Source organism: Chthoniobacter flavus Ellin428 (assembly GCF_000173075.1).
GTDB classification, from domain to species: domain Bacteria; phylum Verrucomicrobiota; class Verrucomicrobiia; order Chthoniobacterales; family Chthoniobacteraceae; genus Chthoniobacter; species Chthoniobacter flavus.
The window spans coordinates 44936-70165 of record NZ_ABVL01000020.1; the positions used below are offsets into that span (position 1 = coordinate 44936).

The following is a 25230-nucleotide window of genomic DNA, read 5'->3' on the forward strand; positions in this document are numbered from 1 at the left end:
TGACACCTTGCGGAACGATGTCTGAGGGCACCGCGGAGTTGCCGGCCCCGCCGGCCGTGTTGCGGGATACGCTCGCCGGGGATGCCGAGTTTCTTTATCGCGTCTACGCCGGTACCCGTGCGGAAGAGCTCGCCATGACGAATTGGAGCGCGGAACAAAAGGAACAGTTTTGCCGGATGCAATTCCAGGCGCAGACGACCGACTACCGCGCCAATTATCCCCAGGCACGCCATTCCATCATCGAGCGCGAGGGCACGCCGGTCGGTCGGTTGATCATCGAGCGCAAAGAGCGGGAGATTTGCATCATCGACATCGCGATCCTTCCCGAAGCGCGCGGGGGCGGAATCGGCACGCATTTCCTTCGCGACTCATGGAGGAAACCGCCGCCGCCAGCAAGGCGCTGCGGATCCACGTCGAGAAATTTAACCGTGCGCTACGGTTGTACCTGAGGCTGGGTTTTCAGCCCATCGAAGATAAGGGCATCTATCTGCTGATGGAGTGGAAGGCGCTTAGTTAAAGATCGCTTCGAACTGCGAGCCGCCGGCGGCATCGGCGACTTGCACCAGGAAAATTTCCATCGTTCCGAGAGAAGTGTTCTCGAGGCGGTAAATGCCTTGCGGGAGGCGCAGCTTCGGCCGGCCTTGGAATGTCAGGGCAAATGGTGCCCGTGCGCCGGGGGCTCGCGCCGAACCGAGCGGTCGGGCTTCGGCGAGCGTGAGCGGCAGACGGCCATCGGTAAAGACCGCCTCAAAAATATGACCGACGACGGGCGCAAACGTCTCGACCGTGACGACGAGCAGATCCATTGAAGGCAATGGAGCGGGAATATCTGAACTCACGCCGTGGCAAACGCAGGATCGTTCAGCAACTGGCGCATGTCGGCGAGCGCATCCAGCGAAAGAATGGCGTTGAAGCCACCGTTCGCTGGCAGGCCCAGCGCGTTGGTGAGATCGCCACTCTGCGGCGATATCTGATTGGGAATCAACAGGGCCAGCCAGATCGTTTCATCGGAATACGACCGGTTCACCTTGGTGCGCAATACACTGAAACGCGCCACGAGTTGAGCGGTGCTCAACGTGAACTGCGTGGCCAGACTGGCGGTGAGCAGCGGCGACTTGAGAATGGGCGCAAGCGAATTGGCGGGAAAGACCTGCGCGAGCAAGGCGAGATTTTGCAGGAAGATGCGGTTCACCGCCGTGGCGTCGCCGGCTTTTGCGGGCTTACTGTTCAGCACGCTGTTGCGGAAGGTGTTGAAGGGGGCATCCTGCGTGAGCTTGTAGAGCGTGCTTTCCACGAGTCCCGTGACCAGCGCCTGGAAATTCTGCGGGACGGTGCGGGTCTTCGCGATCAACTGGATGGTGTAGTTGATCTGCGCCGAGGCGCCGGTATCGCCGAGCGGATCCGTGAGGATGTGAGTCTTGGGATCGTACTGCAGCGCCTGGTGTTTCCAGTCCGTATTCGCCACCGTAGGCAAACTGGTCGAGGAGTTTTGCAGCGTGAACAGCGTCTGTCCGTACTGGAAGCTGTAGCTATCGCCATTCACCAGCGCAGAGGAGAGGGGAGATTTCGCCGCGAGCAGACTGGCAAATTTGGCCGGGTCGGCCATGTGGGCGACGATCTGGGTGAACTTGTTGGGGCTGCCGCGCAAATGGCCCAGGATGCAGCCGCCTTGCAGACGGTAGCTGTCCGCGTAGCTGGCGACCCAGGCCAGGACCGCTTGCTCATCGGTCGTCAAAGCGAGGGCCGGCGTCAGTGTGCGCGTGGCGACGGCCGTCGCGGCCGAAGCGGTCGTCCACGTCGGAAGAAGCGCGGAGCCAGCCGTAAGAATGGCGCTGTTGCGCAGAAAGGAGCGGCGGTCGGTAATCATAGGAAAATTCCAGAGCTATGGCCATGCTGGCTGCACCGGGCGAGTGCGTAAGCTACGGCTGGGTTGAGGCTATCCGCCGCCCCCCTCCGGTGCGAGACAATTTCGACCAAAAAGAGGCGGCTGTTTTTACCTCCGGAAGAGGCCGGTCGACGAGAAATCCATCGCCTGCCCAACCGCCTGCCTGCCGACGAGCGAACCTTTCTCTCGGATGAACCCGACTGGCTCGAGCCACTGCCCTTGATCGAAGGGGACGGTACAGTCAAAGTCGTGGTGCAAAGCGGCTCGCCGCACCCACATCTGAACCGGTTCTCGCATGACCATTTCCTTTTATTCCATTCTCGTTCTCGGCTTTTTCCTCGGGATGCGGCACGCCACCGATGCGGATCACGTGGTCGCGATCACGAACATCGTCAGCCAGCAGCGTAGCATTCGCAGCGCGGCGTGGACGGGCGTGCTCTGGGGCATTGGGCATAGCCTCACGGTCTTTGTCGTCGGCGCCGCGATCGCCTGCTTTGGCTTCGTCGTGTCCAAGCGCATTGGCCTGAGCCTGGAACTCTCGGTGGGAATCATGCTGATCGTCCTGGGGTGGTTGAATCTCCACGCCGCTTTCCGCTGGCCGGGAAAGGCAGGGGGCGAAGAGCAAACGGACGCCGCAGAAGCAGCGCGGCTCGATCGCTGGCTGCGCTTTTTCTCGACCGGCAGTCCGTTTCGGCCACTGGTCATCGGGATCGTGCATGGCCTGGCCGGTTCCGCCGCGGTGGCGTTGCTGGTGCTGCCTTTGATGCGCGACACTTTTGGCGCGATCACCTATCTGCTGATTTTCGGCGCGGGCACCGTCGCCGGCATGATGATCGTGACCGCGGCCATTGCCGCGCCCATCCGCTATGCCGCGGAACATTCGGCCCACTGGCACCGCGTGCTGGGCGGACTGGCCGGGGCGACCAGTTTTGGTTTGGGAGCTTTCCTCGTTTACCAAATCGGCTTCGTGCAGAAGCTGTTTCTCGCGAATCTGTAGACGTCGCTTCTCCTAGCTTCCAACGATTCCCCGCCCTTCGAGAGGGCGATCAGCAGCAGACTGCCGCTGCATTTTACTTCGGAGAAGTATTGAGCGAAGTCGCCATGGGATGTTTGGGACTCAGGAGAAGAACACGCCCGGGAGTACCGATGCCAGCGGCGAGCGTCGTGCCCCGGCAATACTCGGCGATGGCCAATTGCTGCTCGGGTAGCTTGAGGATATCGATGGGGCGGGCCAGTGGGGCGAGCACGCGTTTGGCGGAGGTCGTCCGCGCGGAAAAATTCGGTTTGAGTTGCAGGACGTCGAAGCCCGTGTCGGCACCACGTTTCAGTAGATTGCCAAAGCGCACGACGAGAAAACTCGAATGGAAAGGCGCTGGCCAATCGGCGCCGAGCCAGACCATACCCGCGGGACTCGAATGCGGATCGAAAGTGGAAAGTCCGCGGGCACTGCCGCCTCCATCCGGGCCGAGATTGCGAAAGGGCCTGGTGATGACGAGGCCCGGTGGCACCTCGGGAGTGTGCGAATAGGGTTTCGTTGTCCAGTCGGAGAATTGATAGGGAAAGCCGTAGTGCTTGCCTTGCTCGACGAGATTCAACTCCTCAGGCGCGTCGGCATCTGGTCCATTTTCGGCAGAGAGCAGGTGGCCATCGTCATCCCAGGTAAAGCCGTAGTTATTGCGCAGGCCGCGAGCGAAAACTTCGACGACGGGTCGGTCGTCCTTGGGATTCAACCGCCAGATGCAAGCCGTGATCGGCGCTTCGCCAGTCGTCGCGTAGTTGGGGAGCGTGCCCGCTTCGCCATCATCGGTTCGCGAGCCGCTGTTCACATAGATCAAGCCGTCGGGACCTTGGGCGATCGTGGAGACACCGTGGTTGTAAGGTCCGACACCCCATGGGTAAGCGGTGCGCAACCAGGACTTCGGTGCCTTCCAAGGATGCTCGCGTGACCAACTACCCGTCCGGAAGATGGTGACCTCATTGCGCACCGGCGAAACGGTCTCGTTGCGCTGATTGCTCACGAGGTAAAGGCGCTGATTGCGATCCACCGTCAGCCCGAGCACGGAAGGATGGCCCAGCGTGGCGTCCAGGTAGGAAGCACCTCCGAAGAGCCGCATGAGCTCGCTGCCGTCGTGCCGGCACCACCACACGTCGCCATTCTCCGCGAGGATGAGAATATGCTCGCCATCGGGATGCGCTCCGAGGCGCACGGGTGAAAAACTCAGTTCCGTTGCGACGCGCAATTCCCAGCCTTCCGGCGCGGCGGGCAATTCCGTCGAGCCCATCGCCGCGAGCAGCGCTTCGAAGGTGTGGAATTTCGTCGTCGCGCGCAGGGCGGCGAGTTCCTCGCGCGTGGGCGTAGGGGAGTGATTACCCCACGTCTTGCATATGTAACCGAACACGGCGGCGATTTGCTCGTCGGGCAGCAGCACCGGTGGCATGCCACCTTCGTAAGTGCCGCCGTTGACCTCGATCTTGCCGAAGAGTCCGGCCAGCGGCGCGCGCAGGGCCTGCTCCCGTTCTTTCACGAGAAAATCGGAGCCGGCCAGCGGAGGAAAAACTCCGGGAATTCCGGCGCCGGTCAGCCCGTGGCACATGGAACAGTGTTGCTGGTAAAGCTCCGCGCCGTTGGGGCCGGCGAAACTTTCCGTCGCTCCGCAGAGCAAGGAGAGCGCGGCGATGAGGGTGGGGGAGAAAGGCGAGAGAAACTGTCGAGTCACGGAAGCGATCAACGCATTTTTTGCAGCTCGAACTTTTCGCCGGCGAGCGCCCGCTTGGCAAAGGCGCCCCAGTAAGGCGTCGGCTTATAGCTCCAGTCTTCGATCATCACGGGCGATGCCTTCGGATGAAAAGAGAAGCCCGTCCAGTGCAGCTTGTATTTTTGGATGAGGCCCAGCATGTCCGGCACCCAGGTGTAAGGATCTTCCTGCGCTTCTTTCGGGATGAAATCCATCTTGTGAATATCCGCGCCGACTTCGCCGAGAAGGAGCGGATACTTATCCACGACGGCGAGCGCCTTGTCTTTCCAATCGCGCTTCCACGGATAGATATGGGAGGCGTAGATGATGCCGTTGCCGCCCTTGTCTTCGAGCGCGAAGCCATTGGCGATTCCCGAGAGGTCGTAAGACCAATCGAGTCCACCGACGACCACCACATTCTTCGCGCCCACTTCGCGGACGGTATTGAGGAGGGCCTGCATGCCCACGCCCTGGTAACCTTTCGCCGCCTTCGCTTTGTCTTCGGGCGTGAGAAAGGAATCCTCGTCCGCCGCCTTCTTCTTCTCGGCGATGAAGCCGCCGTTGCGCCAGATCTCCCAAGTGGTGCCGTGCGGTTCGTTGAAGAGATCGAAAATGACCGCCGGGTGATTCTTGTATTTCGCCCCCGCGTCCTTCCAGAAATCGATGTCGTCCTGCTTCGGTGAGCCGAAACGATGGAGATCGAGCAAAACATATGCACCATGATTGGCCGCAAGCGTGATCGCGCTGTCGACGAGCGCGCGATACGCCACGCCGCCATCGGTCTGTTCCGGCGACCGGCCGAGCCAATAGTCGCCTTTCACCGGGAGGCGAATGATGTTGGCCTTCCAATCGTCGATGCCGACTTCGATCGACTTCAGCAGGTGGTCACCCCTGAGGAGAAACTCCAGGCTCACCACGTTCATCCCTTGCAGCCACACCGGCTTGCCATCCTTGTTCAGCACCTGCTTTCCCTCGACGTGTAACTCCTCGGGCCACTTCGCCGTGTTCGGCGTTTCCGGAGCTAGATACGCTTTCTTCTCCGCTTCCGCCGCGGCCTTGGCGGCAGCAATCAGCGGCGCGGCCTCGGCGGGCTTCAGCGAAATGTCGTCGAGATCGAAAGTGCCGGCCGAGACCTGGAAGAGCGACGGCATGATGACCAGCGTGACCGCTTCCTTCGGGACGAGAAACGTCGTGCTCTTGTCTTCCCAGCCTTTGGTATCTTTACCGCTATAAGGTGGGCTCGGCTTTTGGGCGAGCTTGTGCCCGGCGCCATCCAGGAAATCCATCATGATGCGCGCGTCATTCCACGGCAGTTTGCCTTTCTTTAGCCCGGTGATGCGCTGGCGCCACGAGAGCGTGAGCGCCTCGACCCCCGTGGGAATGTCGACGGTGCGGTAAAGCATCGTTCCCTTGCCGGGTTCGCTGGTCTGGAGGCGGAGGAAATGGTTATCACCTTCTTTTTCCCAAGCGATCGTCTGGCTCTTCGCACTGCCCCAGCCGTCTGGCCATCCTTTGCCTTTGGCGTCCACCTCGAGATTTCCGTTGGCGATGAGCGATCCGTCGGATTGCACGGCTGCTTTCGCCTTGGCGCGCCTGGCCTCGGTGAGTTTGGCGATCTTTGCTGCGGTCGCCGCCGCGGCCTCAGCGGCGGCTTTTTGCAGCGGCGCGGCGTCGACGGGCGCGAGGACGATATCGTCGAGATCCATCGTGCCGCTTTCCACCTGGAAGAGCGCGGGCATGAATTGCAGCGTGCGCGCCCCGTCCGGCACGAGGAAGTGCACCGAGCCCTGCACCCAGCCATCGGTGCTCTTGCGCAGATACGGCGCCGCCGGACTCGGCTTCACTTTCTGGCCGGCGTCATTTTTGAAATCCATCATGATGCGTGCGTCGAACCAGGACTGCTTGCCCGGCTTGAGATCCGTCACGCGCCAGCGCCACTTGAGTTCCAGCGCTTTCGTGCCATCCGGCACGGCGATCTCGCGATAGGCCATCACCGTCTGCCCCGCTTGCTCGGAGTGCAGCCGCAGGAAATGATTATCGCCCTCCTTTTCCCAGGAGATCGTCTTGTCCTTGGCGCGTCCCCAGTCATCGGGCCAGCCCGGGGTCTTGTGATCGGATTCGAAATTGCCGTTGCTGATGAAGTTGACGCTGTCATCGCCCAGGACGTAGTACGGTCCCGTCGCCGCAAACAACAGCAACGCGCCGAGAGCGGTAAGGATTTGGCAGCGGAAGGGTGAGGATGATTTCATAAAGTCAAGGTGGCGGCGCGTCAGGCGGTGTGGCGGCGGCGGCGGAAGCCGATCAAGCCCAAAATACCGAGGGAAAGCTCGAGCGCCACCGGTGTCGGTTCCGGGACGGCGACGATTTCAAAATGGTTTGGATCGACCTGGAGAGCCATGTAACCGCCGACCCCATTGAAGGAAACGTCCGACTGATTGTAGGAGCTGGTGAAAGCGTTTGGAGTACTCCCGATGAAGAGCAGTCGGTCGTTCGAAACGCCGCCCGCCTGGGCGGCGTTTCCGCTCCAGTCCGTGATCGAAAGTGTCGCCCCCGGGGTATGGTCGCCGACTCCGGCAAAGATGAGCGAATTTCCATTGAGCGCGCCGAAGTCGATCGTCGAGGCGAACTCCAAATTCAGGTTGCCAAATGTCTCGGAGACGCTGCTCAAGCTGTCGTTCAGCTTCAGCGTGCCCGGGGTCAGGTTCAGACCATCGCCAAGCGTGAGATCGGAGGTCGGGCTGCTGATTGCGTTGCCGGCGGAAAGCACGAGCGTGCCGTTGTTCACATTGACCGGAGCGGTCGTCGATCCATTCAGGCTGCCGCTGACTTCGAGCGTGCCGCCGCGTACTGTGGTGGGGCCGGTGTAGGTATTCGGTGCGGTCAGCTTCAGCATGCCGTTGCCCGTCTTGGTGAGGCCGCCCGCGTTGGCGCCATTGTCGGTCAGCGGAGCGGTGATCGCCAGGTCCACGGCCGCAGCACCGTCGCCTACGTTGAAAGACCGCGTGCCATCGAGTGCGAAGACCCCGGGCGATGTTCCCGCTGCGCCGTTGATCGTGGCCGTGTTGGCATTCGTGGTGTTGCCGGTGAAGGTGAGATCACCGGAAAGAACGAGCTTGCCGCCGAGATTCGCGCTGCCCGCGTTGATCGTGATCGGCGTGTAAGCACCGCTGGCCGGATTGACAATCGCGATACCGCTGCTGAATGTCGCGACGTTGGCAAAGGTCGAAGGCGAATTGGAAATACCCAACGTCAGGGTGCCACCGGTGAAAGTCGCCAGGCCACCGACATTGAGTTTCCCCCCGGTACTCGTGGTGAACCCCGAACCGTTGAGAGTCATCGTGCCGAAGATCGTTAGCGTATTACTGCTGCCCTGGCCGGGGCTGATCGTGCCGCCATTCAGCGTGAGGCTGCCGATGGCTTCCGAAGTGGAAGACCCGGAATTGTTCGACCCGTTTTGGTAGAAGGTGCCACCGTTGATGGTCACATTCGAGGTATCCGCAATCTCGTTGTTGCCGTCGTAAATTGCACCGGCATTCAGGACGAGATCGCCAGGAATGGCGTTGGTTCCGCTCGTTTTGGACAATTTGAGGACAATTCCGTTCACCGTGGTCGTCCCCGTATAGGTGTTGGCCGTCGAACCGGAGAATTGCACCTCACCACCGTTGGTCCCCTGGGTGCCATTGCCGAAGACTGTCACGCCGTTACCGCCGTCATTACTGATCGAACTCGAGATATTCAGCAGCCCGGAGGTGCTGATCGTGCCAGTGCCCGGCATCGCCGTAAAAGCAGTAATGATTCCTTCATGTCCGTTCAGGCTTAACGTGGGCACGCTGATCGTTTGGGCATTGCCTGTCGCCGAGGACGCCGAAGAACTGGTGTAGATCACTCCGCTCGCGATGGTCAGCGTCACCCCGGCCATGCCGTCGACCGTGATCCCGGCGTCCGTCCCGGTGCCGCTCACGTTAAAGGACAGGGAATTGATCGTCGTGTTACTCGACAACGTGGTCAAGAGCACGCCGGCCCCGGAAGTATGGGCGAGGCGCACGTTGTCCAGCTGGGTCTGCCCGTCGGTGATGGCCGCCGTGTATTCGGTCGTCGGATTCAGTACTCGAATACCCACCGCGGGGTCGTACGTCACGAGCCCGCCGGTGTTGAGGCCGTTACCCACACCGGTGGCGCTGGAATCACCGATTGCGCCGGGGAGAATGCTCACTGTCGTGCTGCCGGCTGCGCCGCCCCCGCCGGAGAGGGTGGGCGCGGTGGTGAAGACGATATTCGACGAATTGGCGGTCGACGACGCGATCGAACTTGTGCCGAGATTGGTGCCACGAAACAGAATCGTTGCTCCCGGATTCCGGATGAAGCTGCTTGCGTCCAGTTGGGTGTTCTGTGCTGGATCGGCCTGGAGAGTGACCACGGACATGCCGGCCGCCGCAGTTAGCGCATTGGCAATGCTGTCGATCGAACTGGCTCCGGAGTTGCCGGTCACGAGCAGCGTCGAGGGGACGCCGGTATTTTCAAAGAGGGAAACACTTTTCGCGCGCACGGTTCCGGTGGTGCCGGCGGCACTGCTGTCGAGATTGAGCACGGAGCCAGCGGTGACCAGCACATCCGAGAATACCACGGAACCTATTGGGCCGCTCAAACTCAACTGCCCTCCGCCCCGCAAGATCGTGTTGCCGGTATAGGTATCCGCGACGGTCAGCGAGATCACTCCGCTGGAGTTGGCGGCCGTGAGGCCGAAGCTGCCGGAGATCACACCACTGAATTGCAGCGTCCCACTCGTCACCGTGGCGGTTTCGTTGGCGGCGAGCACCAGGTTTCTTGTGTAATTCAAGATTCCCGCACCGGTCTTGTTCACGTCAAAGATTCCGTTGCCGCCCGTGACAGCGCCGTCCAGTTGCAGGATGCCGCTGCTGACCGTCACCGTCGGAGTGGGGGAAGCCAGCGTCGTGAGATCGATATCGGGAGTGTATTCCAAGGTGCCCGCGCCCGACTTGGTGACGTCGAAAATTCCATTGCCGTCACCGATCGTGGAATTGATCGTCAGGTCACTCGCCGCATTCGGCGAGTCGCCGATATTGAACGTGCGCGGGACGCCCAGGTTGAGTGTCCCGCCGGAGATCACCGCCCCGTTCGGGCTGTTCGAGGAGGAAAAAGTGAAATTGCCGCCCATGGTGAGCACGCCGCCGGCCCCGATATTGATCGCCGCCGTGCTGCCGGCCGCACCCCCGCCCATGGTGAGCGCTCCGTTCAAGGAACGCGTGAGGCCGTTGATATCCAATGTGCCCCCGAAAATGGTCAGTGCGCCGGTCCCGAGCACACCCGCGCCGCTCAACCGCAGCGTTCCCGCATTGGCGGCATTTGCTCCACCGATCGATGTCGTGCCGGTATAGGTATTTACTCCTTCCAGGGTGGTGGTGCCGGTATTCGTAATGACCAAACTGTTCGTTCGGCCGGCGCCCCCGTTAGCGATGGTGCCCTGGACGATCGTATCTCCGGTGCCTGCGATGGTCAGCGAGCGGTTCGTCCCGGTATCGGCGTTGATATCCACATCCGAGAGCGTGAGGGTGCTGCCTGCGCCGATGTTATTTGTCAGTACGCGATTGCCGCCGCTGAGGCCGGACATTTTGCCAGTGAACGTCAGATTGTGGCTGCCCTGTACGGTGACTGCTTGCAGGGTGACCGCATTGGCTATGATCCGATCCGCGCCGAGCGCTTCCAGTTTGCCCGTGGTGAGCGTCAGGACACCGCTGGCCAGGCCGCCGTTGCTGTTGCTGTCGAGTTGCAGCGTGGCGGTGGCGCTGTTCAACGTCGTGCCGCCGGCGGAGTTGTTGCTGCCGGCCAGCACGGTGAAGCTATTCGCCCCCGTGATGGAGGTGGTGCCGCTATAGGTATTCGCCCCGCTCAAGGTCCATGTGCCGTTCGTCGCCGAGACGGTGACGCTTTGCACACCGACGCCATCGCTCACAATCCCGCTGATCAAATTACCGGTGCCGGTGCCCGCGCCACTGAGCGTGAGTGTGGAGGTGGCGGTATTCGTGATGTTGCCGTTGAAGACCAGCGCCGAACCGGTGTCCGCAAAAGAATCCGTGAAGGAATAGCTCCCTGCGAGAGTGAGCGCCGCATTGAAAGTTTCGACGACATTCGTGCCGGTCACGGTCGAAGCGAGAGTGATGTTGCCGCCACTAGTCAGGATCAGCGGATTGCCACCGTTCGCGCCGCCGCTGCCGATGATATAGTTTGCGGCGGCGGTATCGAAGAGCAGCGATTTGATGTTGCGGCCGGCGTCGATGGTGATGGTCGTGTTGCTGTTCCCGGCGCTGTTGAACGTCGCGGTGTCGCCGTTGGTGCTGCCCGTCGTGGCGCCGGGTGCAGGGGCCACGGACCAGTTCGTGCCATTGGCGGCCGACCACAGCCCGTCCGTCAATCCCGTCCAGGTTCCGCTGGCCGCCTGGGTGGAATCGTCGGTCGATAACATCGCCAGGGCCATGCCGGCGAAACCGATGATGGCTTGCCTGGTTAGATTTCGGCACTGCCTGGCACTCAGCAGACGAGCCTTTTTTGGGGCTGGGGGAGGATTCATCACGGGCGGGTGAAGGGTTAAAATGGGCAAACGGGGGGACAACTACGCAGTTCGCATGTTGCTCACGACCGTCACGACCGCCTACCTAGACAAATGGCTAATTCTTTCTTCGCTGATTCCGTGTAGCGTGGGTCACCTCCATTTGTTCCCCCGAATCCTTTTCCTAGTTTTCTTTCTCATCGCGTGCGTGAGCAGCGCCGTTGAGCCGTTGACCTCCATCACTCGTGTGCGCGCGTTGTCGCCCGAGGAGGCGGCGCAGGGCCGGCCCGTTTCCATCGAGGGCACGATCACCTTTTGCGACCCGCCGCGGCCGAGTCTATTGCTGCACGATGGCCATGAAGGCATCTTCGTGAGCCTCACCGACAACCCGCAGGAGCGGCCGCAATATTCCACCGGCACCCGGGTGCGCATCGATGGAGTGACCCAGCCCGGCGGCTTTCTTCCCATCATCGAAGGGCGGCACATCACCGTGCTCGGCGAAGGGAAATTGCCGGAACCGCTGCACATCGACAGCAGCGAATTGTTTTCCCCGGCGCTCGACTGCCAGTGGGTGCAAGTGCCGGCCACGATCACCGGCCTGGAAAAATCCGATGAATTCGTGCTGGTCGCGGAAATCGCCGGATGGACGGTGAAACTCATCATGCCGCATGAAGAGCATGGCATGGAGCAGGCCAAAGCGTTGATGCAACGACCGGTCATCGTGCGCGGGGTATTGGGCAGCGTCTTCAACGGGCACCGGCAATTGACGGCCCGCCATTTTTTCGTGCCATCGTTCAACCAGATCATCCCCACCGAGAACCTCCAATCCGAAGAAGAGCCGCAACTGCGCGCGATCAATGAATTGCTGCGCAGCGATGCCACTTCGCGTTCCCGAGTGCGCGTGCGTGGCATCGTCACTCATGACGGAAGCGACGGCTTTTACTTGCGGAGTGATGATGGCAGCATGCTCGTGCGCACCTCGGGCGCCGATGAGTACGCTCCGGGCACCGTCGTGGAGGCGGAGGGATTTGCCACGGTGGCGCCCTTCCGGCCCATCTTCCGTGCGACCCAGATCACGACCCTGAATCACACCGCCCCTCCCGCGCCGCAACCGCTCGACCTTTCGCGGGAAGAGATCGTCCGCCAGCAGGCCGAGTTCGTGACGGTGGATGCCGATTTCCTCACGCGCCGCGACGGACCGGCGGGAGATGTGGTGCTGCAGTGCCGCACGGACAAATGGTTTTTCGAGGCGGTGCTGGCCGATCACGCCACCCTGCCGCCGGATCTCGCCGCCAATGACAAGGTGCGGCTCACCGGCATTTGCGAACTCACCACCACGCATCCGTTGCCGTTTGCTTCGGCGGTCGACGGTTTTCGACTCCATCTGCAAAAGGAAAATGGCATTTCGATTCTGCAACGAGCCCCGTGGTGGACGCTGCGCCGGTTGTTCTGGGCACTGGGCTTCATCGCCGGCCTGGCGTTGATGGCGATCGTATGGGCTGCGCTGTTGCGCCGCCGGGTCACGGAGCAAACGAAGACCATTGCCACGCAGATCGAGCGAGCGGTGATCAAGGATGAACGGCAGCGTATCGCGCGGGAATTGCATGACACCATCGAACAGGAACTCGCAGGGCTTTCCGTCCAGTTGCGCAATGCCCGCCAGCGTCTCCTGAATATGCCTGAACAGGCGGGCACGGCGATCGAACTCGCGGAACGAATGCTACGCCACTGCCGCGAAGAAGCGCGCACCTCGATCCGCGATCTACGCAGCGTGGCGCTGGAACAGCGCGGCCTGCCCGGGGCATTGGAAGAAACGCTCGCGCCGCTGGTCGAGGGGAGCGGTGCGCGGCTTTCGTTTGAGGCCAGAGGTCGCGCGCGCAGTCTGGCCGGCCCGGTGGAGATCCACATTCTGCGAATCGCGCAACAGGCCGTGGCCAACGCCGTGCAACATGCCGCGCCGAAGGAGATTCGCGTTCACTTGGAATACCTGGCTGACGCCGTAACGCTGGAGGTGCGCGACGATGGGCGCGGTTTTGATCCCGCGGCGCCCGCGCCGCGCGGACATTTCGGCATTCTCGGCATTCGCGAGCGAGCGAATAAGATTCACGCTACGCTGACCGTCGACAGCGCGCCGGGAGCGGGCACGACGATTCGCGCGGTCGTGCCGATCGCCGCCGTGGAGATGGCGTGGAATGGCCACCCCAACGGAACAGTTTTATGAAACGAAAAATTCGCGTCTTGATCGTCGACGATCATGCTATGATGCGGCTCGGTCTGGTGGAAGCAATCGCCGGCGAACGGGATCTCACCCTCGTAGGTGAGGCCGCCAACGGCACGCAATGTCTCGAGCAGTATCGCAAGCATCAGCCCGATGTGGTGACGATGGATTTTCGCCTGCCTGGCGCCGATGGCGCGGAGAGCACCGCGCATCTGCGCACGGAATTTCCGGACGCGCGGGTCGTTGTCCTTTCGGTCTTCGAAGGAGAGGAGGACATCTGGCGGGCGGTCGAGGCCGGGGCGATGGGCTATGTCTCGAAATCCGCCGAGGTGGAGGAAGTTCTCGAAGCGATCCGCTGTGTTGTCGGAGGGGAGACGTATTTCCCTGCGCCGATCGCCAGCAAGCTGGCCTCTCGCCGGACGCGGGACGCGCTCACTCCGCGCGAGCACCAGGTCCTGCACCACATCGTCGCTGGTCTGAGCAACAAGGAAATCGCCGCGGCGTTGCACATGTCGGAAGCGACGGTGAAGCTGCATATCTCCAATACGCTGGCCAAACTCCACGTGGCCGACCGCACGCAGGCCGCGATCGTCGCCGTGCAGCGCGGGATCATCCACTTGGATACGTGAACGTTACGGCCGGAACGTCCGGATTCGTCCGGTGACCGGCTCGACCAGCGCCGTGAAGTAGTTATCCGGAATGCCCGTGGCGGCATTCTTGGGCGCGTTCTCGAGATACAAGGTCAGAAACCACCGGCCATCGGGCGGGTCAACGGGGGTCAGATTGGTTCCGCCCGTGGAGCGGAAGAGGAAGCTAATATAAGTGGTCGGGTCGGTGTTGCCCGGTAGCGTCTCCTGTCCCTTCATGAGGCCGGCGCGCTGGCCCCCGATGCTGCCGTAATCCAGCAATGTCGAGTATTGCGCATTACTGGAGATGATTGCCGGTTCCGGGAGATAACGGATCTCGCTCAGCGGTTGTGCGGCGGCGGCATTGAGCGGGTTCGGCAGAAAAGAACGAAAGGCACGGAATTGCAGATCGTTGGGGTCCGACTTTGAGGCCACCTGATAGAAACGCACCTCCACGTCGCGGTTCTGGGTGAGAGCAGTCTGGTGCGCGAGGTTGAGCTCGTCCATGAGCATCGCTGCCGATTGGTTGACATTGGAGGCGCGCAGCAATGGCACCACCGCCGGGGTGATGAGGGCGATCAAAATAAGGATGATCGCAATGACGATGATGAGTTCCACGAGCGAGAACGCTCGCGCGAAAGATCGTCGTGGATTCATCCGGTTCATATTCACTACGGAGCAAATCTTTTGCTGCTCAATACGCGGATTTTATACGGGCCGACCATCGCATCGGCATCCAATTCGGTGGCCGGCGTGCGGCCGTCCGCCTTGACCAGGCCATCGGCATTGGGATCGAGATAGCGTTGCACGACAAAGGATCCGCGAAACTCACCGACAACCTGATCCTGACCCTCGACAAATTCGTCCACCGCCGTTTTCCCGATCTTCTTCAGCGACTGGGCGCGGACGTGGACGGTGAAGGTATTCGATTTCGTGGTGACGCGAGGATAGATGTTCCCGTAAGGACTCTCGCGAACGTTGTCGCCGGTGAGTTGATAACCGTTCCACCAACTATCCATTGTGGCGTAAGTCGGATTTACCCCTGGCATGCCCGGGTCGACGGAGTCCTTCGGCACGAGGGAGATGTCACAAATCTCGGAAGCGGAGCGGAAGATGTCGCCGTTGTTGAAGCGCTGCTCGAAGCCGGCCAGCGTGCCGCTTTTTTCATCCAGGTTGAGCGAATAGCGGTAGTCCTGGGTGGGGGCGGCGGCGGTATTCAGCTTGTAACGATCCCCCTGGCCAGTCCCAATCGCCATGACATCCGTGGACTTTAGAACCGCCCGCATCCCGGTATCGCGCGTGAGATAGGTGAAGGGCACGATTTGGTAATTCATGTTTACCTTGCCCGCGGTGGAGAAAGGTTCGCTGATCGCGTAGGGTTCGACGATCGGCATATCGAAGAGATCGAGCAGCAGGTGATCGGGCGGCATGCTATAAGGCGGCGCGGTGCCGTGGGCGCTCGAACGCGGCACACCGAATCCCGGGTGCGCCTGGCCGCCGAGCGGATTTTTGCAAAACAGCAGGGTCTGCCAGGGTTTCGGATGTTCGGGTGCGGATGGGTCGATGCCACTCGGCAGCGAACCGAAGGCGACGGCCGAGCAAATCTGGCGGTTGGGCGAGAAGGAAGCGCCGCTATCCACGACACCAGCCCCGTTGATGTATCCGCCGCTGTCGTAGTAGAGCATGCCGCCCGACTGCGATTTGTTGGCACTGCATTGGTCGGCGGGATTGATGTAGGGACCGTCCGGTTGCGCGCCGATGCCCGTGTCCCAGTCTCCCAGCGTGAGGCCATCCGCCATGAGTGCCGCAGGCAAGCCACGCGGGACAATGGGTACCTTGCGATTGCGGATCGTCGCGCCGCGATTGGGGTCGGGGTAGACGACGTTCGCAACGAGCTTTCCACGCGTGTCTCCACTCCCACCCGCGCCAGCGTAGTAGCCATTCTGGCTGCTGGTATCAGAACTGCCGGCCATGCCGTCGATCGTCAGGCTGTGGACCAATTTGGCGGCCAAACTCGGGTCGTTATAAAGCTTCGCTGTGCCTTGGGGTGGATCGGACAGGCCGTGCCCTTCGAAATAATCCTGGGGCACATCCTGCAAGCCGGCGAAGACGCGGTAGTCGCCGCGAGCAGGACCGCCGTAACGGGCTTCCACGCTGCGGACGGTATCCCCGGTAGTGCCGGCGAGAATGATCAAGGGCAGGGGATTGTGTTGACTATCCTCAGCGATGCCGTAGCGGCCATTGCCCGGCGCCTTGGCATGAATGTGACTCAGGCGGTCGTTGTAGGAGGTGTAGTTATTGCCGTTGGAGTCGGTCTCGTTATCGGTAATGGTAGTCACTAGCGTTTTCGAGTTATAACTCGATGTCCGCGCATAAGTGGGGACCGGCAGCGTAGCCGGTGGGAACGACATGTGTATGGTTTGGACCAAGTCACCCGGGTCGAGGGCTCCCGTGCTGCCCTGGTAAATCTGGATCTGCACGTCGCCACCGGAGAAATCGAAAGTCTGATCGCCCGCTTTGGTGACGAAGTTACCAAAGAACGGATAGAGCCCAGGGTCCGGGTTTTCCGCCACCGTGGTTCCCAACGTCTTGGGCGAACGGGTTGGTTTTTGCAGAAACGGCTCCAGGCCGGTAAGCGCGGTCGCGTTGATCGTCGAATCGACGGATGCGACCATGTTCACCGCCTGCGACGGGAATCCCAGCGAGTTGCCGCCGGAAGTGAATTTATCGAGTCCGGTGACGACAAAGCGCGCATTGGTCGTCCACGGCGGCGGGCCAGGAGTGGAATTGAATGGCTCCAGAATCAAGACCACGCCGATGTTTGCGTCGGAATCAAAGTCCGAATAGTGAATGATCGTTCCGGGTTGCTTGCCGGGGACGACGACGGGGGAGTTTCCCGGGAGGATGACCGACCCGTTTGGCACGGTCGGTCCGCTGACCACCAGTTTATCCTTCCGATAGAAAACCAACGCCGCCTCGGTGACGGTGGAGAAGCGACCGAATCCTTTGGTGCCATTGGGGAGGACCAGGGGGACGACCTGGGATTGGCCTTTGACAAAACCCTTGGGATCAAAAGGCGTGTAATAGTAACTCGGTGTCCCCGCGGTGCTGAACGTGTTTACGTTACTGCGGATAAAGTCGAAGATCTCCGTGAGAATTTGATCACGGGTGGCCGCGTTGTATTTGCCGTTGGCGCCGCCAAAGATACCACCGAGTCCAGGGATCGACTGTCCAGTGAGCGATTGCAGGTAGGAGTAGAGCTCCTGGTTGCGAGGGACATTTGTCCAATCCATCGTCGGGCTCTGGCTGCTCGGGATGGGACTCTGGGTGGGCGAGGTGTAAGTATTGTAGCGCTGAAAATAGTAGGGTTTCTTTCCGATCGTGGAGCAGAAGGCGATCAACTTGTCGGCCGCATTGCGATTGGAGGCATGCGCCGCGTCGTCGACGTTGGCCGTATTGGCCTGCAACGGCCACAGACAGATGCGCGGCTTGTTGAAAAGATTCACCTCGGGCGCGCAACTGTTCGTCGTGAGGAAGAAGCGCGCGCGGTCGACGTCCTCCTCGGTGAATGGGGTGTTCGGGCCCTTGAGATTGGGCTGGCGCGGTCCCGCGGAAGCCTGGAAGAGAAATTCATCCACCGAGGCAAACAACCGGTCAGTGTCGGGGACGAGCGGCGCCGTAGTTTGATCGACCTGCACCGTCCCCGCTTCGCTGCCGCCATCGACGACGCGCGGGATGATGCCGTAAATGCGTTTGTCGTAATCGAGGGGACTCTCGCCCGACAGCGCCGGAAAAACCGCGCTCAGGCAGGTCATCGCCGGATGCCCCGGGTAGCGTTGAAATTCATTTTGCGCGGGTCGATTGAAGGCGAGATTTCTCTCGTAGAGATAGGGAGCGGTGCCTTGCGCCACCCATGGACGATCCCAATAGGTGCCTTCCGAAGCGGTGTTGACGTTGACTTTGCACGTCTCGTCATCGGTCCAATAAGCGATCCGGCCGACGATGGTATTCACCGTGCCGTCGGGCAGGTTCTGTCCGGTGCCCGGGATTTTTTTGGTCGCCGGGTCGATGGCGACGACGGCGCCGTTTTTCAAGACATACATCCATTGCACGGGCAGGGGCAGAGGATTGGTCTGACTCGCGCTGGCGCCGATCGGCGCATTGGTGGAATTCAGGAAACAGCCTGGGACCGGGTTGGTTCCTCCGTCGAGGGCCGTATTGCTATCCTGCGCGGAAGCCACCGCGGAGGGATCGAGGATGGGGTAATGTTGCGACGCGGTGCTGCCGATGGTCACGGTGACCGGTTGGTTCAGGTCGGTATAGAGATTGGCGTTGGCCGCGCTCGACCAATCGGTGGGTATTTCCTTGGAGAGATTGGCATTGGCATCGAAGCCGCCATCGACCCGCAACTTGTTTGAGGAATAGAGTTTGTAATCGGTCGTCTCGGTGCCGGTGTTGTCGTAGGTTCGGATCATGCCCGGTTGAGAGGCCCAGGCGAGGGATGGGGTGCCGGTGGCGTCCTGAATCTGCGAGATGACGATGTTCACCGCGGAATCGGCGAGGGCGCGGGCATCCGATTCCGAGGCATAACTCTTCGCGGAGCGTAACTCGAGCGAGACGCTGCTCAGAAAGGCCACGATGAGCACGGCGATCAAGACCAGCATGCCGAGGACGATGACCAGCGCGACACCGGCCCTGCGAAGCGGACGGTGCGGTGGCAGGCACTGCATTGGGTTCATAGTTCTAGTCATTGCTCCACTTGGCTTCGCGCATGATGATCTCTGTGTTGAAGACGTGGTAGGTCAGCCGCTGCCGGTTGCCAGTAAGATTGCCGGGTTTCGCACTGCAAATGTCTTCCACCGCCTGGAGGTCGCTGCTCATATTGGCGGCATCGGTAAAAAGCCCCGTGGCGTGCAGGTCGATCGCTGTGGGGACGTTGGCGCTGCCGCCCTGCAAACGGGTGGCGGAAGCCTCGTCGATGACGATCATCGCCACGCGCATCGTCGGCGGGAGTTGATGATGCCGGGAGGCCTGGGCCGTCGTTCCGTCCGAGGGGTAGGTGGTAAATGAATCGGGAGGAAACGCGGGAGTGGCGCCCGGCCAGGAATCGTCGTTCGTTGCGCCGAGGGCGACACGGGAGTTATAGTTATAGTTAGGCGCGATGGAGACGCCTTTGCCCTGGAGACCGGGGTCGTCCTCGCGGGGCGATAGCTTCGGGAGCAATACCAAGGCGATGACATTCTCGGCCAATACGCGACTGGAAGTGCCGGCGTTGTCGGTGAACCAGGAATTGGGCGTCTTCGCCGCTGGATCATAGATGCCCGACTGCTCCGTGCGCTGCATCAATTCCATGAGCCGATAACGATAGCGAGGTTGATAGCCCGGCGTTTTCACCACATGATCGGGAACCATTTGGGAGGCGTCATCGAACTGCAAAAAATAGCCGCAGCTATTGAGGGCGTTGTCCAGTCGTTGATACGAGACGGAATAGCCCAGCGGCGCCTGAAAGAAGACCGCATGCGTCTGCGTGACGATGGGCGGAGAACTGTCCTTGAGCAACGTGCCGGCCTGTCCGGAGATGAAGTGCAGATCCGACATCCGGTCGTAACGGGTCGGCGTGAAATTCGCGAGATTGGAACCGGTCAGCGGCGCGCGTGGGTGATTGGACGCGTCGTAGTAGTCGTAATAGGTGTTCAGCGTCGCCTGGCTGAGTTTGCGCGTCATCGCTTCGAAGCCGGCCCGTGCATCCTGGAACGACTGGATCTTGGCCGCCGACGCATGCCAGATACGGCCGGTTTGATCGGACATCTGGAGCACGATCGCTACGACGAGGACGAGCAAGACCATCGAGACCAGCAATTCGACCAGGGTAAACGCCGCCCGTGATCGCCGGCCGCGATGCCTCAAGGGGGGAGGGGGCGTGGACATGGCTCAGCGACCGTTGTCCGGGACCAGAAAGGTGATCTTTTTCGAATCCGGATTTTTCGTCAGGTCCTGTTCCTTGCTGTGGCGGTTCGATTTCGTGTTCAGGACACAGAGGGTGACCGTGGCCAGCTTCTGCGTCGCGACGGCGTCGGGCAGCGTAGTGCTGGTGGAAATGGCAAAGACCGCTTGATAGATCGCGTTGTTCGGATCCGTCACTGGATTGCCTTGGTCGTCGAAGTAGTACGGGCTGGCTGTGGAGGCGGAGGCGAGGTCGCCGAGTCGGGAAAAGTCGGTCTGTTGCACCTCGGTGGTCAATTGTTGGACGATCTGCGCCTGGACCGTGGTATCGATCGCCTGCCGGGAAAGATCGAGACCCATGGGCAGCATGCCCACCATGGGAATGAAGGCGAAGGCGATCACCCCGATGGCGATGATGACTTCGACCAAAGAGAAGCCGCCAACGCGCGCCCCGCGTTTCATTCCGGCAACGGGCGCATCCGGCACGCGATGCAAATTGCGGGACGGGTTGGCCAGGGAGTGATGGGCTAAGGGGGGCATCGGCACGTTACGGTTTCCGGAATGTCCGAAAAAATGACCGCCGGGCCCGGGACTGTCTACCTAGCCAAATGGCTAAATCGATTCACAGCGCCTCGGAATCGAGCGCCTTCGTTCGGTGCCGATTGTGGAGATCTCGGGGTGTCAGGGTAGCGAATTTTCGGAGGAGGCTGTCGTAGAAGTTTTGTTTCGGGGCTGATTTCGAAAATATTATTGAAAGCACGATACTTGCTTTGGCTCCTGTGAAGTGCTGCGAAACCCGATCAATGCCCGCGCTGAAGTGGGTACGTGAATGCCCTTATTCGATATCTCTCCGAAACGTTTGCTGGCTGCCAGCTGCCCAGAGAGCGAGGACAGCGTAAAAAACGCTTGTCAGAATGCCCCGTCGCTAATAAAAGATGCTGCTTGACGGAAGGCCTGTAAAAGAGGAAAAACTGCCCCGTCTCTCCAAACAAATTATCAACTTGTGAAAAAGCTGCTTTTGTCCATCTCGGTTGTGTCGGTGCTCTGTGGTTCCGTGGCCTTCGGTCAATCGACGGCAACCACGACTCCAGTCGGATTTATTTCTGAGACATTGTATGGGGGGGCTCTTTCGGCTCCAAAGTTGAGTCTCATTTCTCCTACGCTTACCCAGCCGGTCGTTTTTCAGGGAACCATTTCATCCATTTCGGGCACTTCCATCACTATCTCAGGGGCGTCGTGGACGTCGGGGCAGTTCAATGGTTCGAACGGCGAATATTACGTGGAGGTTTTTTCGGCATCGAAGCCGGGTGCGCTGTCTGATGTCACCGCGACCGGGACATCTTCCGTGACGACCGCCGACGACTTGAGTTCGTTCGCGGCGGCGGGTGATTCGATCGCGATTCGTAAGCACGTTACGATCAATGATTTGCTTGGTGCAACGAATACTTTCGGCCTGCTGGCCAGCGACGATCCGACTACGGCTGACGAGATTCAGATTTACGATGGAACCAATTCCGTTGGTTACTTCTACTATACCGGCTCGCCTGGCTTTCCTGCGGGTTGGTGGGATTCTGCGTTCACCGGTCCGGCTGGTAATGTCGTCATTGCTCCTCATGATGGAGTGCTTGTAAAACGCAGGGGCTCTAGTGCCCTTACTGTTGTTTCGACCGGAACTGTAAAGACGGGCAATACACTGTTTCCGGTGTATGTTGGAACAAATATAATCGGAACTGTTGCCGCGCAGGGGCTTACGTTGGATTCGAGTGGCCTTTATAAGGCCGATGGATCGCAATTTCGCGCATCGGATGACCCAACTACAGGTGATGAATTGACCATTTACGGTGGTGGCACTTCGATCAGCTATTTCTATTATATTGGATCGCCTGGCTTTCCTGCGGGTTGGTGGGATTCTGGGTTTACTGCGCCGGCTGGCAGTGTGGCCATTGTGCCGGGCACCGCATTTATTCTCAAGCATCGGGCAGGTAATCCGTTCAACTGGACTGTGCCGGCGCCGACAACCTTCTGAAAAATTCCTGTTCTCCCATTAAACTACATTCTTTTCTATGCGTCGCATTTTACTGAGTTCGCTTTTCGCGCTATTTGCGGCATGTGCCTCTAGCTATGGCACGATCGTTGTTTTTAGTGCGAGCCCGAGTGCGCGTAATGTCCTCGATTCGTCTCTAAACGCCTTACCCGCGAACGATCTTGTATTGGTCGGCATGTTCTCGAATGTCACCAATCCGACGAGCGCTCCGTTTACGTTCAACGCGTCGGAATCGATTGCGCAAAACTTCTCGGCTATTTCAGCGGCTGGTGGATGGACCCAATTTGGTTCGTCGGGACTGGCAATCACTTCCTCGCCTGCGGATAAGATCGGGGGAACCGTGACGGACGATACGGCTGCTGCAAATCCGTTTAATGGCCAGATGCTGTATGTGTGGGTATTCAATGCTTCTTCCGTCAGTGCGGCGACGGAGATGGGTATCTTTACCGCGACATCCGCGAACGAACCGTGGGTCTTCCCTGTGAACGCGGGTCCGAACAACAATACAACCTATTCCACTACCCCTTCGGCGACGACTACAATGGTTGCTGTTGGCAATACGGGCGCTGTGCAGCCTAGTGGGACGGGAAATATGGTTCTCTCCGCCGCTTCCCCAGCTCCAGAGCCTTCGACCGTAGTTTCCTTGATCGGCGCCACTGGCTTCCTGGCCATGCTGCGCCGGCGGCGGGCGGTTCATTCCTAAGTCCTGATTTTCTGGACGGCCCGGTCTCTGGACCGGGCCGTTTCTCTTTTATGACCTTCTGATCATGAAGCCTCTGCGAGCTTTGCTGCTGGGAATTTTTGCGGCAGGCTTCAGTTTGGCCACGGGCGTGGCGGCCACTCCGCCGGCGCTTTCCCTCAAGACGATCAGTAGTGGTCAGTTAATCGCGCCGGTTTTCATTACGAACGCCGCCGATGGGTCCAAGCGGCTCTTCGTTTGTGATCAGGTGGGAAAGGTTCGCATCGTTCAGGATGAGATGCTGTTGCCGACGCCGTTTCTCGATGTTTCGTCGGAAATGGTCACGCTCAGTCCCAACTATGATGAGCGCGGTCTTCTGAGCGTCGCCTTTCATCCGGACTTCGCCCATGTGGGAATGCCCGGCTACCACAAGTTCTACGTCTTTTACAGCGCCCCGTCGCCCAACGCTCCGGGAACGACCACGAACCCGGTCAATTGCCGATCGACGATTTCGGAATTTCAAGTCTCGGCCAGCAATCCGAATGTCGCCGATCCCACCTCCGAACGGGTGGTGCTGTCGTACGACAAGCCGCAATCGAATCACAACGGTGGCCAGCTCGGCTTTGGGCCGGATGGATATCTTTACATCAGCGTCGGAGACGGTGGCAGCCAGCACGACAACGACTACGGGCACACCGGTGGCCAGTCGGGAGATCCCGTCGTCTCTGGCAACCTCGGCAACGCCCAGGACCTGACGAAGCTCTTGGGCAAGATCCTGCGCATCGATCCCTTGGGGACGAACGGGCCGGGCGGCAGCTATGGCATTCCGGCGTCGAATCCTTTTGTGGGCGCTGGCGGCGGTGTTCGCGAGGAAATCTACACCCTCGGCATGCGCAACCCATGGCGCTTTTCGTTTGATACGGACCCGGTGCTGGGCGCGCGGATGATCGAGGGCGACGTGGGGCAGGACAACGTGGAAGAAATCAACCTCATCGTCTCGGGTGGCAATTACGGGTGGCGCATCAAAGAAGGCACGTTCAACCATGATAGCACGGCGCCGAGTGGCCCTGGCCCATTGATCGATCCGGTAGCCGAATACGCTCATCCCCTGACCAACCTCACCAACTATCCAGGCCTGACGCGGATTGGTGTGGCGGTGGTGGGCGGCTATGTCTATCGGGGCAACGCGATCCCCAGTTTGGTGGGGCAGTACGTCTTCGGCGATTACAGTACCAGCACGAGCTCCACTCCGGCCGGCGTCTTGCTGGCTTTGGACTCGAGCAACTGGTCGCTCTCCCGTCCCTTGGTGGTGGGCAATGTGCCGTTCTTCCTCATGTCCATGGGACAAGGCGAAGATGGCGAATTGTACGTCGCCACCGAAGTGGCCCGTGGCCCGCGCCTGAACCCGACGAACAGCCAGCCGAGTGGAACGATCTACAAAATCGTCCAGGCCCAGACGGCGACGATCACGCTGGCGCCGGTGCAGGACAACACCCTCTTTTCAGAGTCTTCCGCCCTGAGTAATGCCGTGGGGAACATTTATGCGGGGGAGACCAACACGGGCACTTGGCGCCGCGGCTTGCTGGCTTTCGATATTGCCAACAATGTGCCCACGGGGGCAGTGATCAACTCGGCGCAGTTGAGTCTGAATATGAATTTTACCGCGGCAACCACGGCCGCGAATATGTCGCTTTATAAGGTCTCGCAAAGTTGGGGAGAGGGGACTTCGGGGCCGTCTTCCGGCGGCGGCTCGCCGGCAACGGTGAATGATGCCACTTGGGGGGACCGTTTCTATGATCCGACGTCGCCGACGGCGTGGGCTGTCGCAGGTGGCACTCATTCGGCCACGGTCACTGCCACCACTTCTGTGGGCACGACCGCGGGCTTTTACACCTGGACTTCCTCCCAGATGGTGACCGACGTCCAAGGCTGGCTGACCACGCCTTCGACGAACTTCGGTTGGTTGCTCATCGGAGACGAGACCACCGTGCAGACGACCCGGCGTTTTGACAGTCGCGAGAGTGCGGCGGGCGTGCAGCCGGCCTTGCAACTGACCTACTCGTTCGCACCGCCGCTCACCCGGCGCGAAACCTGGTTGCAACAATACTTCACCCCAGTCGGAACTTTTGTGAGCGATACCGCGGATGCGAACGGGAACGGCGTGAGCAACCTGCTCGAGTACGCTTATTCCTTTTCGCCGATCGCCGCGAACTCCAGTTCGCCGGGATTCCAAACCAGCGCGAGCACGAGTGGAACGACGACCACTTACATGATGACCTTCCGTCGCGATCCGCGCGCGGTGGATCTGACTTATCAACTGCAGACGAGTGATGATCTCGCGCATTGGACCACGGTCGTGCAAAGTGCCGGTGGCGCCTCTCCCACCGGCTCGGCATTCGTTTCCGAGGCGGATGCGCCCGGCGAGGCGCCTGTCAAAGTCGTCACCGCGGTCGAAACTTTGTCCTCTTCCGTGAAGCATTTTTCGCGATTGCAGATTACGCGTTCGCAATAGGGATCACTTTGCCGTAAAGACTT

16 protein-coding genes are annotated in these 25230 nt (G+C 60.3%); 7 read left to right on the forward strand and 9 right to left on the reverse strand.

The genetic code is table 11. The features are described 5' to 3' along the window. Positions 1–17 precede the first annotated feature (17 nt). Positions 18–449: a GNAT family N-acetyltransferase gene (locus CFE428DRAFT_RS24585; protein WP_006982383.1), complete on the forward strand. Its 432-nt coding sequence runs from the start codon at positions 18–20 to the stop codon at positions 447–449. Between the two features lie 60 nt (positions 450–509). Here the strand turns inward: CFE428DRAFT_RS24585 and CFE428DRAFT_RS24590 are convergent, their stop codons facing one another. After that, complete coding sequence (locus tag CFE428DRAFT_RS24590) at positions 510–806, reverse strand: DUF6916 family protein (RefSeq protein ID WP_006982384.1); 297 nt, start codon at positions 804–806, stop codon at positions 510–512. Positions 807–835: 29 nt separating this feature from the next. Beyond that, positions 836–1867 carry a hypothetical protein gene (locus CFE428DRAFT_RS24595; protein ID WP_006982385.1) on the reverse strand — a complete coding sequence of 344 codons (1032 nt, stop codon included), beginning with the start codon at positions 1865–1867 and terminating at the stop codon, positions 836–838. Between the two features lie 313 nt (positions 1868–2180). Here CFE428DRAFT_RS24595 and CFE428DRAFT_RS24600 point away from each other — a divergent pair, with 313 nt between their 5' ends. Further along, positions 2181–2882, forward strand: a complete 702-nt coding sequence (locus CFE428DRAFT_RS24600) for a HoxN/HupN/NixA family nickel/cobalt transporter (RefSeq protein ID WP_006982387.1) — start codon at positions 2181–2183, stop codon at positions 2880–2882. Positions 2883–2955: 73 nt separating this feature from the next. Here the strand turns inward: CFE428DRAFT_RS24600 and CFE428DRAFT_RS24605 are convergent, their stop codons facing one another. The 3 genes from CFE428DRAFT_RS24605 to CFE428DRAFT_RS24615 are packed head-to-tail and all read right to left on the reverse strand — an operon-like array spanning position 2956 to position 11206. Then, positions 2956–4602: a PQQ-dependent sugar dehydrogenase gene (locus CFE428DRAFT_RS24605; protein WP_006982388.1), complete on the reverse strand. Its 1647-nt coding sequence runs from the start codon at positions 4600–4602 to the stop codon at positions 2956–2958. A gap of 8 nt (positions 4603–4610) precedes the next feature. Next, complete coding sequence (locus tag CFE428DRAFT_RS24610) at positions 4611–6869, reverse strand: glycoside hydrolase family 5 protein (protein ID WP_006982389.1); 2259 nt, start codon at positions 6867–6869, stop codon at positions 4611–4613. A gap of 20 nt (positions 6870–6889) precedes the next feature. Continuing rightward, entirely contained in the window at positions 6890–11206 is a 4317-nt protein-coding gene (locus CFE428DRAFT_RS24615; protein WP_083805327.1) for a beta strand repeat-containing protein, read from the reverse strand. A gap of 187 nt (positions 11207–11393) precedes the next feature. On the opposite strand from CFE428DRAFT_RS24615, the gene CFE428DRAFT_RS24620 reads away from it, so the two are divergent. Beyond that, positions 11394–13406: a histidine kinase gene (locus CFE428DRAFT_RS24620; protein ID WP_162145311.1), complete on the forward strand. Its 2013-nt coding sequence runs from the start codon at positions 11394–11396 to the stop codon at positions 13404–13406. Next, entirely contained in the window at positions 13403–14032 is a 630-nt protein-coding gene (locus CFE428DRAFT_RS24625; RefSeq protein ID WP_006982392.1) for a response regulator, read from the forward strand. Before CFE428DRAFT_RS24620 ends, CFE428DRAFT_RS24625 begins: the two co-directional genes overlap by 4 nt. Positions 14033–14035: 3 nt before the next feature. Here the strand turns inward: CFE428DRAFT_RS24625 and vccD are convergent, their stop codons facing one another. Genes vccD through vccB form a run of 4 tightly spaced genes read right to left on the reverse strand, consistent with a single transcriptional unit; the run spans position 14036 to position 20512 of the window. Beyond that, on the reverse strand, positions 14036–14686 hold the full coding sequence (vccD, locus tag CFE428DRAFT_RS24630) for a Verru_Chthon cassette protein D (RefSeq protein WP_157447620.1): 651 nt from the start codon (positions 14684–14686) through the stop codon (positions 14036–14038). Between the two features lie 14 nt (positions 14687–14700). Continuing rightward, positions 14701–18759, reverse strand: coding sequence for a Verru_Chthon cassette protein A (gene vccA / locus CFE428DRAFT_RS24635; protein ID WP_157447621.1), 4059 nt, complete (start codon positions 18757–18759; stop codon positions 14701–14703). Positions 18760–18772: 13 nt separating this feature from the next. Beyond that, positions 18773–19957: a prepilin-type N-terminal cleavage/methylation domain-containing protein gene (locus CFE428DRAFT_RS24640; RefSeq protein WP_006982395.1), complete on the reverse strand. Its 1185-nt coding sequence runs from the start codon at positions 19955–19957 to the stop codon at positions 18773–18775. Between the two features lie 3 nt (positions 19958–19960). Further along, the gene (gene vccB / locus CFE428DRAFT_RS24645) at positions 19961–20512 is read right to left on the reverse strand and encodes a Verru_Chthon cassette protein B (protein ID WP_006982396.1); all 552 of its coding nucleotides are present in this window, start codon (positions 20510–20512) and stop codon (positions 19961–19963) included. A gap of 463 nt (positions 20513–20975) precedes the next feature. On the opposite strand from vccB, the gene CFE428DRAFT_RS36140 reads away from it, so the two are divergent. From CFE428DRAFT_RS36140 to CFE428DRAFT_RS34430, 3 genes are all read left to right on the forward strand, one after another. After that, positions 20976–21998, forward strand: a complete 1023-nt coding sequence (locus CFE428DRAFT_RS36140; protein WP_083805328.1) for a TIGR02597 family protein — start codon at positions 20976–20978, stop codon at positions 21996–21998. Between the two features lie 37 nt (positions 21999–22035). Continuing rightward, positions 22036–22719, forward strand: coding sequence for a PEP-CTERM sorting domain-containing protein (locus CFE428DRAFT_RS24655; protein ID WP_006982398.1), 684 nt, complete (start codon positions 22036–22038; stop codon positions 22717–22719). 64 nt (positions 22720–22783) lie between these two features. Further along, positions 22784–25207 carry a PQQ-dependent sugar dehydrogenase gene (locus tag CFE428DRAFT_RS34430; protein WP_006982399.1) on the forward strand — a complete coding sequence of 808 codons (2424 nt, stop codon included), beginning with the start codon at positions 22784–22786 and terminating at the stop codon, positions 25205–25207. The last annotated feature ends 23 nt before the right edge of the window (positions 25208–25230 follow it).